Origin of the sequence: Erythrobacter sp. QSSC1-22B, assembly GCF_001678665.1 — a bacterium.
Classification (GTDB): Bacteria; Pseudomonadota; Alphaproteobacteria; order Sphingomonadales; family Sphingomonadaceae; genus Qipengyuania.
In genome coordinates this window covers 143,851-159,080 of sequence record NZ_LZRP01000007.1, presented here as the reverse complement: position 1 = coordinate 159,080, position 15,230 = coordinate 143,851, and the positions used below count along the sequence as shown (strand labels likewise).

At 64.0% G+C, this 15,230-nt stretch carries 14 protein-coding genes; 9 read left to right on the top strand and 5 right to left on the bottom strand.

All coding sequences use genetic code 11. From position 1 onward, the window contains the following. Both A9995_RS12715 and serB read right to left on the bottom strand, forming a co-directional pair. A complete protein-coding gene (locus A9995_RS12715; protein WP_067613562.1) occupies nucleotides 1-837 on the bottom strand; it encodes a Coq4 family protein in 837 nt (278 codons plus the stop codon). A 58-nt stretch (nucleotides 838-895) separates the two neighbouring features. After that, complete coding sequence (gene serB, locus A9995_RS12710; RefSeq protein WP_067613675.1) at nucleotides 896-1,780, bottom strand: phosphoserine phosphatase SerB; 885 nt, start codon at nucleotides 1,778-1,780, stop codon at nucleotides 896-898. On the opposite strand from serB, the gene miaA reads away from it, so the two are divergent. From miaA to ilvC, 4 genes are all read left to right on the top strand, one after another. Then, on the top strand, nucleotides 1,773-2,738 hold the full coding sequence (gene miaA, locus A9995_RS12705) for a tRNA (adenosine(37)-N6)-dimethylallyltransferase MiaA (protein WP_067613560.1): 966 nt from the start codon (nucleotides 1,773-1,775) through the stop codon (nucleotides 2,736-2,738). The genes serB and miaA overlap by 8 nt on opposite strands. Nucleotides 2,739-2,861: 123 nt before the next feature. Beyond that, nucleotides 2,862-4,634: a biosynthetic-type acetolactate synthase large subunit gene (gene ilvB, locus A9995_RS12700; protein ID WP_233998210.1), complete on the top strand. Its 1,773-nt coding sequence runs from the start codon at nucleotides 2,862-2,864 to the stop codon at nucleotides 4,632-4,634. After that, a complete protein-coding gene (gene ilvN / locus A9995_RS12695; RefSeq protein WP_067613557.1) occupies nucleotides 4,634-5,152 on the top strand; it encodes an acetolactate synthase small subunit in 519 nt (172 codons plus the stop codon). The genes ilvB and ilvN overlap by 1 nt, the downstream gene beginning before the upstream one ends. Before the next feature lie 93 nt (nucleotides 5,153-5,245). Further along, entirely contained in the window at nucleotides 5,246-6,280 is a 1,035-nt protein-coding gene (gene ilvC, locus A9995_RS12690) for a ketol-acid reductoisomerase (RefSeq protein ID WP_067613555.1), read from the top strand. Nucleotides 6,281-6,529: 249 nt separating this feature from the next. Here the strand turns inward: ilvC and A9995_RS12685 are convergent, their stop codons facing one another. Further along, entirely contained in the window at nucleotides 6,530-7,621 is a 1,092-nt protein-coding gene (locus tag A9995_RS12685; RefSeq protein ID WP_067613554.1) for a sensor histidine kinase, read from the bottom strand. Next, nucleotides 7,618-7,809, bottom strand: coding sequence for a hypothetical protein (locus A9995_RS16760; protein WP_145916944.1), 192 nt, complete (start codon nucleotides 7,807-7,809; stop codon nucleotides 7,618-7,620). The genes A9995_RS12685 and A9995_RS16760 overlap by 4 nt, the downstream gene beginning before the upstream one ends. A 183-nt stretch (nucleotides 7,810-7,992) precedes the next feature. On the opposite strand from A9995_RS16760, the gene A9995_RS12680 reads away from it, so the two are divergent. The 3 genes from A9995_RS12680 (at nucleotide 7,993) to A9995_RS12670 (ending at nucleotide 11,730) form a co-directional block, all read left to right on the top strand. Further along, nucleotides 7,993-9,714 (top strand): diguanylate cyclase, encoded by a 1,722-nt coding sequence (locus A9995_RS12680; protein WP_067613551.1) that lies wholly within the window; start codon nucleotides 7,993-7,995, stop codon nucleotides 9,712-9,714. Between the two features lie 169 nt (nucleotides 9,715-9,883). Continuing rightward, entirely contained in the window at nucleotides 9,884-10,528 is a 645-nt protein-coding gene (locus A9995_RS12675) for a YceI family protein (protein WP_067613549.1), read from the top strand. 53 nt (nucleotides 10,529-10,581) lie between these two features. Next, on the top strand, nucleotides 10,582-11,730 hold the full coding sequence (locus A9995_RS12670; RefSeq protein WP_067613547.1) for an alpha-hydroxy acid oxidase: 1,149 nt from the start codon (nucleotides 10,582-10,584) through the stop codon (nucleotides 11,728-11,730). Between the two features lie 6 nt (nucleotides 11,731-11,736). Here A9995_RS12670 and A9995_RS12665 read toward each other — a convergent pair whose 3' ends face one another. After that, nucleotides 11,737-12,159: a PaaI family thioesterase gene (locus A9995_RS12665; protein ID WP_067613545.1), complete on the bottom strand. Its 423-nt coding sequence runs from the start codon at nucleotides 12,157-12,159 to the stop codon at nucleotides 11,737-11,739. Nucleotides 12,160-12,413: 254 nt separating this feature from the next. On the opposite strand from A9995_RS12665, the gene leuA reads away from it, so the two are divergent. Both leuA and A9995_RS12655 read left to right on the top strand, forming a co-directional pair. Beyond that, nucleotides 12,414-14,093, top strand: a complete 1,680-nt coding sequence (gene leuA, locus A9995_RS12660) for a 2-isopropylmalate synthase (protein WP_067613543.1) — start codon at nucleotides 12,414-12,416, stop codon at nucleotides 14,091-14,093. A 69-nt stretch (nucleotides 14,094-14,162) separates the two neighbouring features. Continuing rightward, nucleotides 14,163-15,212, top strand: a complete 1,050-nt coding sequence (locus A9995_RS12655) for an amidohydrolase (RefSeq protein WP_067613541.1) — start codon at nucleotides 14,163-14,165, stop codon at nucleotides 15,210-15,212. The last annotated feature ends 18 nt before the right edge of the window (nucleotides 15,213-15,230 follow it).

Genomic DNA, 15,230 nt, shown 5'->3' with positions numbered 1-15,230 from the left:
TCAGGCAGCCTTGGCCTGATTCGGTTCTTGGTCCTTGGCCAGCAAATCGTAGGGATCGATCCCCTCCTCGCGCCAGATGCGGTGGCATTCGCGGTACCAGTGCGGCTCGGGAATGTTGAGCTCCGCGCGGACCTGCTCCAGACCTTTTGCGAGCAACTCGCGTATCGAAATCCCCACCAGCGGCGGGCAGGCAGCGCCGGTTCGCTGCGCCTGGCGACAGGCACGGTAGACCGGCGCCTTGCTCTTGACCGATTGCTTGATGTTGAGCGCACCGGCGTAACCGATCAGCAGATGGCCGTGGCTGGGTGACTGGCCATGGGTGAACAGCAGCACGCATTGTTCGCCAAGCCCGTCGCGCCCGTAGCCGGTGAGAATATGCATCAAATCATGCGTGTCGCGCGAGCGGTAGCCGAACCATTCGACCAGATCGCCATATTTGGGACGCCCCAGCTTGTCCGCCTCGGCGACCAGACCAGCGGCGGAAAGGCCTTCGCGCTCCATGAAATCGCAATAGGCTTGCGCGACCGATCCTTTGGGAAGGCGGCGCAATGCCTCGTGATCGTCGAGGATCGGCGGCAGGAAGGGTTCATCGGCGCGCAGCTGCTCGCCCTGTTCGCTGAGCGTGAGCGCGCGGACGCGAGGCATGAAGCTCCTGGACGGAAGCGCTTCGAAAATTTTGAAGACGTGGCTGGTCTCTTCCTTATCCTTGAGCAGGTCACGGAAATGGCCATAGGCCCGGGGGAGCGAATATTTCGGTTCGACGCGGCGCGGATCGCGCAACGGCGTCCCGTCGCGGGCACGTTCGATGGTGGACTGGATGCGGTTCTGGTGGGTCATCGGCGGGCCTCTACTGACAGTAATGTCAATATAGACCCATCGCCGACCGAAGGTAAAGCTATCGCGCGACCCATTCGTTTTCCGGAATGTCGAAGAGCTTGAGTACCGCAGAAATATCGCCGCTTTCGAGGCGCCCGTTGGCGGCGTCGCGCGCCTTTGGCTTGGCGCAATAGGCGATCCCGTAATCCGCCGCCTGCAACATCGGAATGTCGTTGGCGCCGTCGCCCATTGCGAGCACGCGCGCGCCCTCGCCCAATTGCCCCCGCTCATCTGCCAAGGTGGCGCGTTTGGTCGTGGCATCGCTGATCGGACCGGCAAGTTTACCGGTCAGCTTTTCTTGCGCTACCGCGAGGCGATTGCCGACCACCCGGTCGAAACCGAGCTGCTCGCCAACCGCATCGGCGAAGTGGTGGAATCCGCCAGTCACGAGCACTGCACGGCACCCGCGCGACTTGAGCGTCGCCACCAAGGTGCGCGCCCCCTGCACCGGCGCGATCCGCTCGGCGAGGCAACGCGCGATCGCGTCTTCGCCGAGACCTTCTAGCAGCCCTACCCGCTCCGTCAGTGCTTGACCGAAATCGAGCTCGCCGCGCATCGCGCGTTCGGTGATGGCAGAGACTTGATCCTTGATGCCCGCGTAATCGGCCAGCTCGTCGATGCATTCCTGTCCGATCATGGTGGAATCCATATCCGAGACGAGCAATCGCGGCAGTTCGATCAGGTGATCGGCTGCAAGCATGTCGCAGGTTCCGAAATGTGCGTCGAGGATCGTCCGCACCGGTCCCAGTTCCGCATGGGGAAAGGAAAGCTGGAGCACATCGCCGCAGAACTCGAGCATCCCTGCCATCGCCACCGGCATCCCCGCCTCGTCCAGCGCTGTCATGGCAGCGTCGAGGCGGGTTTCGAGGCCGCTCTGGTCTGCTATCATCCGGACAATGAGCACGCGCAAAACTCCTGAAAAACAACCGTCGAACCCGCCGGTGGCGCTCATTGCAGGGCCAACCGCCAGCGGCAAGAGCGATCTGGCGGTGCGTCTCGCGCAGGAGATCGAGGCCGACGGCAGGCGTGCGGTGGTGATCAATTGCGACAGCGCCCAGGTCTATGCCGATCTCGGCGTACTCTCCGCGCGGCCCACACCGGCCGAGATGGGCGGGATCGAGCACCGGCTGTTCGGCACCTGGGACGGCGCGGTGCCCTGCTCCGCTGCGGATTGGGCCGCGGCTGCAAAGCGCGAGATCGCCCAACTGCATGCGGCGGCGGCGGTGCCGGTGCTGTGCGGCGGAACGGGGCTCTATATGCGCACGCTGATCGACGGGATTGCACCGGTTCCGGATATCGATCCAGCCACGCGATCGGCAGTTCGCGCGCTTTCGCCGCAGGATGCGCGCGCCGCGCTCGAACACGAGGACCCCGAAGCCGCGGCCCGCCTCGCTCCCGCCGACCGTTCGCGCACCACCCGGGCGCTCGAGATCGTCCGCGCGACCGGCCACACCCAGCGTCACTGGCAGGCGCGCAAGACCGGCGGGATCGGCGAGGAGATCGAGCTGCATCCGCTGATCCTGCTCCCCGAACGCGAGTGGCTGTTCGCCCGCTGCGACCGGCGCTTTGCCGAGATGCTCGAGCGTGGCGCCCAGCACGAGGTGGCGGCACTGCTGGAACGGGACCTCGATCCCGCGCTCCCAGTCATGCGCGCCATCGGCGTTCCGGAGATAGCGGCGCTGATCAAGGGCGACCTGACCCGCGAGGAGGCCATCGCCGCTGGCCAGACCGCGACGCGTCAATATGCCAAACGGCAGTACACCTGGTTCCGCAACCAACCCCCGCCCCATTGGCCGCGACAGGATAGCGCTGATTGTCCGGCCCGCAGTATTTTTGTTTCTTTGTTTCAAAGCACGCGTTGACAGCGCACTTTTCGGATTGCATAGCGGTTGGCGTCGGTCCGGCGCGTCACCCCTGCGCTGGGCCGATCTGCGCCTGCCAGTCGGCATATTGCCACAATATATTGCCACAAGGGCGTGCAACCAATGGAGAGACCTGTGACTGCCCAGCGCAACGGTGCGCAGATATTGATCGATTGCCTCGCTGCGCAGGAGGTCGAATTCGTGTTCGGCTATCCCGGCGGCGCGGTGCTGCCGATCTATGACGAGCTGTTCGCCGATGCCGAGAGCGGGGGGCGCCTGCGCCATATCCTCGTCCGCCACGAAGCGGGCGCGGCGCATGCGGCAGAAGGCTATGCCCGCTCGACCGGCAAGCCCGGCGTGGTGCTGGTGACCAGTGGCCCGGGCGCGACCAACGCGGTTACCGGGATCGCCGATGCCTGGATGGATTCGATCCCGATGGTGGTGATCACCGGCCAGGTTCCCACGGGGCTGATCGGCACCGACGCCTTCCAGGAAGCCGACACGGTCGGCATCACGCGGCATTGCACCAAGCACAATTATCTCGTGAAGGACCCGTCACGGCTCGCCGCGACGATCGAGGAAGCCTTCCGCATCGCCACCACCGGGCGCCCCGGCCCGGTGCTGATCGATATCCCCAAGGACGTCCAGATCGCCATGGTGGACACACCCGAACACGGCGAGGCACCACTGCCCTCCGCCCGTTATCAGCCGCGCACCCGCGCCGAACCCGATGAAATCGCAGAAGCGGTCGCCATGCTGGCGGCAGCGGAGCGTCCGGTGTTCTACACCGGCGGCGGGGTCATCAACGCCGGGCCGCGCGCTTCGGAACTGCTGCGCCAGCTCCAGCAGGCTACCGGCGCGCCGGTCACCAGCACGCTGATGGGTCTGGGCGCCTTCCCCGCCGAGCATCCCGACTGGCTCGGCATGCTGGGTATGCATGGCACCTACGAGGCCAATATGACCATGAACCGCGCCGATCTGATCGTCGCGGTCGGCGCGCGGTTCGACGATCGGGTGACCGGACGTCTGGATGCGTTTGCGCCGCAGGCCAAGAAAATCCACATCGATATCGACCGGGCCAACATCAACAAGGTCGTCCGCGTCGATCTCGGCGTGGTCGGCGATTGCGCGCAGGTGCTCGAACAATTGCTCGAGGCCTGGGGCTCTCGCGCCGCGCGGGACATGAGCGAATGGAAGGCGCGGATCGCGGGCTGGAAGGCGCGCGAGTGCCTCGCCTATCCCGACCGTACCGACTCCATCATGCCGCAGAAATCGATCGAGCGATTGTTCGCGCTGACCCGTGATCGCGACCCGATCATCACCACCGAAGTCGGCCAGCACCAGATGTGGGCGGCGCAATATTTCGGGTTCTTCTCCCCCAACCGCTGGCTGACCAGCGGGGGCCTGGGGACGATGGGCTATGGCCTGCCCGCAGCGATCGGCGCGCAATTGGGCAATCCCGACGCGCTGGTGATCGACATCGCCGGCGAGGCCTCGATCCAGATGAACATCCAGGAACTGGGCACCGCGAGCCAGTATCGTCTGCCGGTCAAGGTCTTCATCCTCAACAATGAATACATGGGCATGGTCCGCCAATGGCAGGAGCTGACCTACGAAAGCCGTTATTCCAATTCCTATTCCGACAGCCTGCCCGATTTCGTTGCGCTGGCCGAAGCCTATGGCTGGAAGGGCATCCGCATCACCGACGAATCCGAACTGGACTCCGGTATCGAGGCGATGCTCGCGCATGACGGCCCGGTGATGGTCGATTGCCGGGTATCGCCCGACGCCAATTGCTTCCCCATGATCCCCTCGGGCGCGGCGCACACCGAGATGCTGATGTATGGCGACAAGGTCGGCGGTACGATGGACGACAAAGCCAAGGCGCTGGTGTGATGAGCCCGCACGACCAATCCGCTTCCGAACGCCACGTCCTCAATGTCATCGTCGACAACGAGGCGGGCATCCTCGCCAAGATCGCCGGGTTGTTCACCGCGCGCGGGTACAATATCGACAGTCTGACGGTGGCGGATATTTCGGAGGACCACGCGGTCAGCCGGATCACCATCGTCACCCGCGGCCCCGAGCCGGTGATCGACCAGATCCGCGCCCAGCTTGAACGGCTGGTCCCGGTCCACAAGGTCATCGACCTCACCGAGCACGGCGCGCATGTCGAGCGCGAGCTGGCGCTGGTCAAGGTTGCCGGCAAGGGCGAGCCACGGGTCGAGGCGCTGCGGATCGCCGAGCTGTTCCGCGCCAATGTCGTCGACACCACGACATCGAGCTTCGTCTTCGAGCTGACCGGCTCGCCCGCCAAGCTCGACAGCTTCATCACGCTGATGCGCGAACTCGGGCTGGTCGAGGTCGGCCGCTCGGGCATCGTGGGAATGATGCGCGGAGCCCAGCAGGATTAGTATCCGTCCCGGCGCAGGCCGGAAATAGTTTCAGCAGGGTGCGTCCCTCGCACCCCAATCCCGGCCAGCGCCGGCACGACAAACGAGGTAATTATGCAAGTCTATTACGATGCCGATTGCGACCAGCAGCTGGTCAAGGACAAGAAGGTCGCGATCATCGGCTATGGCAGCCAGGGCCATGCCCATGCCCAGAACCTGCGCGACAGCGGGGTGACCGAGGTGGTCGTCGCGCTGCGCGATGGCTCGACCAGCGCCGCCAAGGCGCGCGAGGCCGGTTTCGAGGTCAAATCCGTCGCCGAGGCCGCGCAATGGGCCGATCTCGTGATGGTCCTCGCCCCCGACGAGCATCAGGCACAAATCTACGCCGGCGAGATCGCGGGTCAAATGAAGCCCGGCGCAGCGCTCGCCTTCGCCCACGGGCTCAACGTCCATTTCGGGCTGATCGAGCCCCCCGCCGAGCTCGATGTCATCATGATCGCTCCAAAGGGTCCGGGCCACACGGTGCGCAGCGAGTATCTCAAGGGCGGCGGCGTGCCGTGCCTGATCGCGGTGCATCAGGAGAGCAGCGCCAGCGGCGGCAATGGCTATGCCAAGCAGCTTGCCCTCTCCTATGCCAGCGCAGTGGGCGGTGGGCGAGCCGGCATCCTCGAGACCGATTTCAAGGAGGAATGCGAGACCGACCTGTTCGGCGAACAGGCGGTGCTCTGCGGCGGGATCACCCATCTGATCCAGGCCGGGTTCGAGACGCTGGTCGAGGCCGGCTACGCACCGGAGATGGCCTATTTCGAATGCTTGCACGAGACCAAGCTGATCGTCGATCTTCTCTATGAAGGCGGCATCGCCAACATGCGCTATTCGATCAGCAACACCGCCGAATATGGCGACATCAAGACCGGCCCGCGGATCATCACCGACGAGACCAAGGCCGAGATGAAACGCGTCCTCGCCGATATCCAGTCGGGCCGCTTCGTGCGCGATTTCGTGCTCGACAACCAGGCCGGCCAGCCCGAGCTCAAGGCCAGCCGCAAGGCCGCGCAGGCGCATCCGATCGAGAAGACCGGCGCTCAATTGCGTGCGATGATGCCGTGGATCGGGGCGAACCGGCTGGTCGACAAGGAGCGGAACTGAGGGTCGCAGACGGGGCGGCCTGGCAGGCGCGACCGGACCCGAGGACCCCGCGACAGCACTGAGCCTCGACTTATTGTCGAGGGTCCGCTTTCGACGCAGTCAGCGCGGGTGCATCATGTCCGAGGTTGGGGTGGTAAGCTGACGATCCGCTGTCAAAGGCCGGCCCGGTAACGCAATCCAAAGGCTCTGACCGTTGAAGTTGGCATCAAGCGGGGTTCGGGTCGCCTTGCCGTCGCCAACCAGCGAACGTCAGGCTTTAGTCGCTTTGGCTGCATCGCGCGCAAAGGAGATCGTTACCCTTAGACCCTGATTGGCTACGGAATGCACGTCAACGCAGGCTTTTGCGTTCTCTCTTAATGACTGAGTGATCAAGGCGCCCAGCTTGCCGGGGTGCGGCCATGTTATACCGTCTGGAAGCCCGATGCCGTTGTCCGAAACCATCACGCGGCAACCGGATTCATCGACGAGGCTTGAGAGAGTGATGACACCGCCGTCCCTGCCAACAAAGGCATGCTTCAGCGCATTGGTCATGAGCTCGTTGACGACCAACCCTGTCGGCATGGCAACATTGATGGACACGGGCCATGCATCGACCTTCAGTTCCAGGCGAACACCCTCTACGCCGTGCGCCTCCATTACCGAGGAAGCGATTTTGCTGAGATAGATGCCGAGATCGATGCCCTCGACGACGCCCTCACCAGAGAGCAGGTCATACAGGAGAGCGAGCGAGTTGATGCGACCGGCCAGGCGGTCGAATCGCTCTCCGATTTCTCCTTCAGGCAGGTTGCGGGCCTCCAACCTGATTAGGGCGGTAACCATTTGGAGGTTGTTCTTTACACGATGCTGCAACTCGCGAAGCAGCACATCTTTGTCGCGCAGCAGTTGCCGATCCTGTTCACCGGCGATGCGGACCCGTCCTTCGGTCGCGGCAAGCGCCACCAATCGGAAAAGCGGGGTTCCTTCGTCATTCTCGATCACGTTCGACCAAGCGTCCACCTCATGAGACTCGTCTCCGGTATCGATGGTGAAGGTCCCAAGATGTTCATCGTCACCCACGATAGCCTCCCCGAGCGAGGTGCTTTCATTTTGCGACGCTGCGACGCCAGGAAGTGATTTCCACGGCCGGTTCTGAATGTCCGCAGCCGCTTGCCCAGTCAGCCGCTCAAACTCGAAGTTGCAATAGGTGATCGTTTCGGGTGGCTTGAGCTCCGCCACGGCGATCGCGATCGGGACATGATCCAAAAACTGTTTGAAACGATCGCTCTCCAGAGCACCTGCTAGTTCAGGTGCAGCCAGAAGCTGCTCGACCTTTTCGGCCTCCGACGCGTTTTCCATGGTCATTTCCCAACGCCACGCCACCAGAGGCTGACTATACGCCCTTTGGCACAAAAGTGCCGTGCATCAACATCGTAGTTGAAGAATCCGCCTTGTCGAATTCCACTCGGCCACTTCGCGGGAAAAGTGGCATTCGGCAGGAAGGTTCCGGACGTCTGCTGTTGGGTCGCTTCCTGCCAGTCGGCTTTTGGCATGGAACCGCCTTAAGCAGCCAATCCGCTTCCGGTTAACGTCCATTGAAGCGAAATCGCTGATAAATCGCCCGGTAGGCAATGCCAGGTATCGAATTGGTAGATATTTGCCTGTAGCGCTGCGACGTGCTTGGTAGGGCAGGCAGCCGTCGTTTACCGTGTTCGATAATTCCCCGTCGGAGTGATATGATCGACTTTCTGATCAAATGGCGGCGGCAGCTTACTGGCATGTTGCTGTTGCTCACAATTTCGGCAGGATCTCCGCTGTTGGCCACACCTCCGGCCGGGACCTGCTACGTCGTGTCGCAATCCGAAGTCGCACCCGCCCCCTCCAAAATGCAATGCTCGGAAGCGCCGGCGGGTTACCAGGACGGGGTCTTGTGGTTGCGGCTGCCGATATCGGCGGCGGTCTCTGAAAATGGCGGATCGCTCGTCGTGAATACGACCCGATTCGAGCGGATGACCGCGATGTTCGAATACTCCGATGGATTTGGCGACGCCCGGACCGTGAGCCAGGGGGTGTATCAGCATCACTGGCGGATCGGTGGCCAGATCGCCTTTCCATCCCGCGAGGGCACTCCCGTGAGTGCAGCATGGATCCGGTTCGAAAAGCTTGAAGATCACAATCTGCTGCGAGTGCGCTTCGTCGCGGGTGAAGCGGCTTCACGGCAGTTCGAGCTGTCTGCTTTCGCAATCGGAGCAGCGCTCGCCTTGCTGGGGATCGCCGCGCTCTACAATCTCGGCCTCGCCGGGGTCCTGCGTCGCAGATTTTTTCTATGGCACGGTTGCTGGGCGGCATCGGTGCTGTTGTGGGGCATTGTCTGGTCGCAAGTCGCGCTGCCTATCTTTCCCGAGGCAGCGGGCACGGTGTCGAACCGAATTGCGACGGCCCTGGCTTGTCTCGCAATAATGTTTGCCGCGTTTTCTGCCGCTTCCGCACTTCGATCTGCCCTGCCCCAAACCGTCAGGCGATCGATTATGGGGCTTGGCCTCGTGGTGGCGGCGCTGGGCATCGGCGCTGGCATTCCGGGTGCGGATATCGTCGTGTTTGGCGTTTTGTTGGCAATCGGAACTTTGTTGACGCTCGCGGTGGTCGGAGCCTCGATCACCACCGCGTGGCGGCGCGGCCATGTCGAAGGGCGCGATCTGGCAATCAGTTGGGCCTTGCCGATGGTCACGCTCGCGGCGACGCTGCTGATCGATCTGGATACGGTATTTTGGGGCGGTGGTGCCCAGATTACCATGTTGTTCGGGTCTGCGTTCCAGACCGTCTGCTTGTCCGCGCTGGCGACTGCACGATTGAGCGCTCTGCGCGTTCAACGGGATTCGGCGGTCGAGGCCAGCAATACGCTTGCCGAACTGGCCGATCGCGATCCGCTAACCGGATTGTTAAACCGGAGGGGCTTCATCGCCAGATGCGCGCAGGCGTTCGGCGACCGGAAAACAAGCCCGTTCGGGCTACTGTTAATCGATGTCGATCATTTCAAAACGGTCAATGACAGTTTCGGGCACGAAGCCGGTGACAAGGTGCTGGTCACTTTCGGCGCCAGGCTCAAATCGTTCGAGAAACGCTATGCTTGTCGAGCAGGCCGGCTAGGCGGTGAAGAGTTTGTTCTGGGAGTGAGCGGTCTTGAGCCAGCCGCGCTCCGCCAGCTTGCCGAGACCGTCCGCGAGGGGTTGGCCGATTGCGAACTCGGCGCGGTCACGGAGCGTCGCCGGGTGACTGTCAGCATCGGTGTGGCCGATGGAATGGCCGATGGGCCGTTTCGAGAACTCTACGGCCGAGCGGATCGTGCGCTCTACGCTGCCAAGCAAGCGGGCCGGAACAGGGTGGTTTTCTTCCCCCGCGACGGCGATTTCAAAGAAGTAGCCGAACTTCGACAGGCCTTTGCACAAAAGGCGAGATGAGAGCTGCCGCGTGCGGATCTGCTTCCGAACCCACGACAGCGTGATCCTATAAGAGATCCCGACGAATGCCTCCATCGGGTGGACAACCCCTCGCACCCAAGCCAGAGTGCGCCGCAACGCTGCGACCACGCAATGGCAGCTCCAAGCGACTCAACCCGGAGATCCCGACATGCGCAAGACGATCCTCACCGCCGCCGCCGCTACCGGCCTGGCCACGCTCGCCATGACCGGGCTCACCGCGCAGGATGCGCCGATGCCCGGCACGATGGATGTCTCGCGCGTCACCGCAGGAACCTACACCACCGATCCGGCGCATACGCTGGTCCAGTGGAGCGTCGATCATTTCGGCTTCAATCCCTATTTCGGCATCTTCGGTGATGTCGCGGGCACGCTGACGCTCGATCCTGCGGCGATCGAGAACGCCACGGTCGATGTGCAGATACCCATCGCCTCGGTCGCGGTGCCCAGCGCAGGCCTGCGCGAGCACCTGCTGCGTCCCGGCTCGGATGGCGGCGATCCCGACTTCTTCGGCGCAGAGCCGGGAATGGCGCGCTTCGTTTCGACCGAGGTCACCAAGCTCGGCGCGACCCGTGCGCTGATCGCGGGCGATCTGACCATGAATGGCCAGACGGGTCCCGTCGTGCTGCTGACCGAGTTCAGCGGTGCGGGCGCCAACCCGATGAGCGAGGCGGAAACCGTCGGCTTCACCGCGACCACCACGATCGACCGCTCGAACTGGGGGATCGGCTACGCGATCCCGATGGTCTCGGATGCGGTCGACCTCAAGATCAGCGTCGCGTTTGAAAAACAGTAAGGCGAGGATCAGTGCGGGTTGCGGCCTGACATCTTGAGGGGGCCGTCCGCGCAATGCGTCTGACCGATTGCCACAATATCGGCGATTTCCGGCGGCTGGCGAAAAAGCGCCTGCCCTGGCCGGTGTTCGACTATATCGACGGTGCCGCCGATGACGAACTGACCAAGGCGCGCAATACGAGCGCCTTCGACGATGTCGATCTGGTGCCCGATGTTCTCGCGGGCGTCGGCACCATCGACACCTCCTACACGATCATGGGGCGCCGGAGCGCACTGCCGCTGATGCTCAGCCCGACCGCGCTCCAGCGCGCCTTCCACCGCGATGGCGAGCGCGCGGTGGCGAAGGCGGCGGACAGGTTCGGGGTGTGGTTCGGGATCTCCAGCCTGGCGACGCATTCGATCGAGGAGGTGGCCTCGCTGACTACGGGGCCCAAGCTGTTCCAGCTCTATGTCCACAAGGACAAGGGGCTCAACGCAGCGATGATCCAGCGCTGTCAGGCCAGCGGTTTCGATGCGCTGGCGCTGACAGTGGACACCATCGTGTCGGGCAAGCGCGAGCGCTGCCTGCGGTCGGGTTTCACCACCCCGCCGCGCTTTTCGGCATCGTCGCTGTGGAGCTATGCCACCCGCCCGCGCTGGACCGCGGGCTATGTCTTCAGTCCGAAATTCCGGCTCCCCAACCTCGATGGCCATGTGGTCGAGGGAACGGGCAAGCCGGTCAGCATCCAGGACTATTTCAACACCATGCTCGACACCGGGATGGACTGGGACACCGCGGCGCGAATCCGGCAGGACTGGGGCGGGACCTTCTGCCTCAAGGGCATCATGAGCGCGGGCGATGCGCGCCGCGCGGTCGAGATCGGCGCCGATGCGATCATGGTCTCCAACCACGGCGGCCGCCAGCTCGACGGCAGCCGCGCGCCCTTCGACCAGTTGCGCGAGATCGTCGATGCGGTCGGCGGCGAAATCGAGATCATCTGCGACGGCGGGGTGCGCCGCGGCACGCATGTGCTCAAGAGCCTGTGCGCCGGTGCAACCGCAGCCTCGGGCGGGCGGCTCTATCTCTACGCGCTCGCCGCGGCGGGACAGGACGGGGTCGAGCGCGCGCTCGCCATCCTGCAGGACGAAATCGAGCGCGGGATGCGGCTTATGGGGGTGACCGGCGTTTCGCAACTCACCCCGGAGCGGTTGCGCTGGCGCTAGCGGGCGTCAGGCCCCCCGCGCCGCCTGCGCGGAAGCTTCCACCCGGCTTTTGTCCGCCAGCAAGATCGTGCTGGTGCCCTTGGCCAGCACCGTGCCGTGCTCGTCTTTCAGATGACCTTCGTAGAAGCTGGTGCGCCGCCCGTGGCGCTCGACCCAGCCCTCGGCGATCACCTTGCCCGGGCGTGCCGGCGCGAAGAAGCTGATCTTGAGCTCGAGCGACATCGGGACGATAGCCATGCCGTTCTTCGCCATCGCCGCGTGTGCCATCGCCGCGTCGATCCAGCCGGTGATGAAGCCGCCCTGCACCACTCCGCCCGAATGACACTGCTCCTCTTTGGCCTCGTATTCGAGCGTGGCACGGCCTTCGGGATCCATCGAGACGACGCGGATCAGCCCCATGGTTTCGTAGAGCGTGTGATGTTCGGCCATGGTTTCCCCTGGTTGCTGGCTGGACGATGATATGAGAGCAGACGAAAGAATATTTCCTGCCATGCCGCGTGGGCTTTGGCTTTACAAGCCTGCCGCGCCGCTGCATGGACCGAAGCATGCGAAGCGAGACCGGCCTGCTGCTACGACTTACGCGCCCTTGGGCGTGACAGTTCGCGTGCCCACTACGGTGCGCTGAACGCCCAAGGGACCGCCATCGACCGTCTCCCCATCTTCGCCATTTCAGAGTCCGTCCCATGCCCATGCTGAGCGATCCCGGCCGCAAATACGCGTCTTTCCCGCAAGTGCCCCTGCCCGACCGGCAGTGGCCGACCCGCACCATCACCGCCCCGCCGCGCTGGCTCTCGACCGATCTGCGCGACGGCAATCAGGCGATTGTCGACCCGATGGACGCGCACAAGAAGAACCGCTTCTTCGACCTGCTGTGCGAGATCGGGGTCAAGGAAATCGAGGTCGGCTTCCCGAGCGCCGGGAAGACCGAGTTCGATTTCATCGCCGGACTGGTGCGCTCGGGGCGGGTGCAGGACGACGTGCTGGTCCAGGTGCTGACCCAGAGCCGCGAGGATTTGATCCGCACCAGCTTCGCCAGCCTGGAGGGCGCGCATGCAGCGATCGTCCATCTCTACAATGCGGTCAGCCCCGCATGGCGCGAAATCGTGTTCGGGATGAGCCGCGAACAGGTGCGCGACATCGCGGTGGCGGGGGCCAAGGTGATGCGCGACGAGGCGGGCAAGCAGCCGGGCACCCAGTGGCATTTCGAATATTCGCCCGAGACCTTCTCGACCGCCGAGCTCGATTTCAGCCTCGAAGTCTGCGAGGCGGTGATGGCGGTGCTGGCGCCGACCCCCGATCATCCGATCATCCTCAACCTGCCCGCCACGGTCGAGGCATCGACACCCAACATCTATGCCGACCAGGTCGAATATTTCATCCGCAACCTGCCCAATCGCGACAGCGCGGTGATCAGCCTGCACACGCATAACGACCGCGGCACCGGGGTCGCGGCGGCCGAGCTGGCGCTGATGGCGGGCGCGGACCGGGTCGAGGGCTGCCTGTTCGGCAATGGCGAGCGCACCGGCAATTGCTGCCTGGTGACGATGGCGCTCAATCTCTACACGCAAGGGATCGACCCCGCGCTCGACTTCTCCGATATCGACCGGGTCATCGAGACGGTGGAATATTGCAACCAGATCCCGGTCCACGAGCGCCACCCCTATGGCGGCGAGCTGGTGTTCACGGCGTTCTCTGGCAGCCATCAGGACGCGATCAAGAAGGGTTTTGCCGCCGCCGAGCGCCAGAACGACGAGCGCTGGCGGGTGCCCTATCTGCCGATCGATCCCGCCGATCTGGGCCGCAGCTACGAGGCGGTGATCCGGGTCAATTCGCAGAGCGGCAAGGGCGGGTTCGCCTGGGTGCTCGAACAGGATCAGGGGCTCAAGCTGCCCAAGCGGATGCAGGCGCATTTCAGCCCTTATGTCCAGCGCATGGCCGACCGCCTCGGGCGCGAACTGACCGCTGCGGATATCTGGGAGGCTTTCCGCGACGCTTATCACGTCCAGACCGCCGACAAGCACTTCCAGCTGGTCGATTACGAAGAACGCCGCGCCGCCGATGGCACCCGCCTCTTCACCGGCACGATCTCGGTCGATGGCGAGGAGCAAACCGTCAGCGGACGCGGCAACGGGTTAATCTCCTCGGTGCTGACGACGATAGAGCAGGCCTTCGGGCTCAGCCTCGAGGTCGTCGACTACACCGAGCACGCGCTGGGCACCGGGCGCGATGCGCGCGCGGCCGCCTATCTGGAATGCAGGACCCCAGGGGGCGCGATCATCTGGGGCGTCGGGATCGACGAGGACGTCGCCACGGCCAGCGTCCGCGCGGTGCTGAGCGCGGCGAATTCGGCGCGCTCGGGATAATCCGCCTGTCGCGCGGGGACCGGCTTTGATAGGCTCGGCACAAACAGCAGTCCTTGGGAGAGGAACACCGTGACCGAAGCCATAATCGAACCCGATCTGCCGATCGTCGATCCGCATCATCATCTGTGGGATTTGCGCGCGCTGGTGCCGGTCTTTCCCGAGCCGCGCCATGCCTTCATCGAGGCGATTGCCGGGGCGGCTTACTACACCTTCGACCAGCTCCACGCCGACACCCACAGCGGTCATAATGTGATCGCCACGGTGTTCATGGAATGCGGCGCATTCTACGATCCGGCGCGCGGCGAGGCGATGAAGCCGGTCGGCGAGGTCGAATTCGTCAATGGCGTCGCGGCGCAGGGCGCGAGCGGGCTCTATGGCGACTACCGCCCCTGCGCCGGGATCGTCGGCCATGCCGATCTGACGCTGGGCGATGCGGTCAAGCCGGTGGTCGAGGCGCTGATCGCGGCGGGCAACGGCCGCTTCAAGGGTATCCGCCATGCCGGTGCCTGGGATGCCGATCCCGAAGTGCTCGGCCCGCCGTTTCACGCACCGCAGGGACTTTACGGCGCCGACGATTTCCGCGCCGGTTTCGCCGCCTATGCCGAATACGGCCTCACCTTCGACGCCTGGCTGCTCGAGCCGCAACTGGGCGATTTGCTCGATCTGGCGCGCGCCTTCCCCGAGCAGCAAATCGTGCTCGACCATTGCGGCACCCCGCTCAACATCGCCTGCTATCGCGGCACACTGCCCGAGAATTTCGACCGCTGGCAGCAAAGCATCCACGACCTCGCCGAATGTCCCAATGTCGCGGTCAAGCTGGGCGGGCTGGCGATGGCCTTCTGCGGCATGCCCGAAGAGGGGCCCGACCGCGGCTGCGGCTCCGAAGAGCTGGCGCAGCAATGGGATCCCTACATCACCACCTGCATCGAAGCTTTCGGCCCCGACCGCGCAATGTTCGAGAGCAATTACCCGGTCGATCGCTGGGGTGCGAGCTATGCGGTGCTGTGGAACGCCTTCAAGCGGCTGGCCAACGGCGCCTCCGACACCGAGAAGCACGCGCTGTTCGCGGGCACTGCCGCCCGGATCTACGATATCGAACACGTGCTCCCCACCGCCTGACTCCCTTCCGTAACGTCA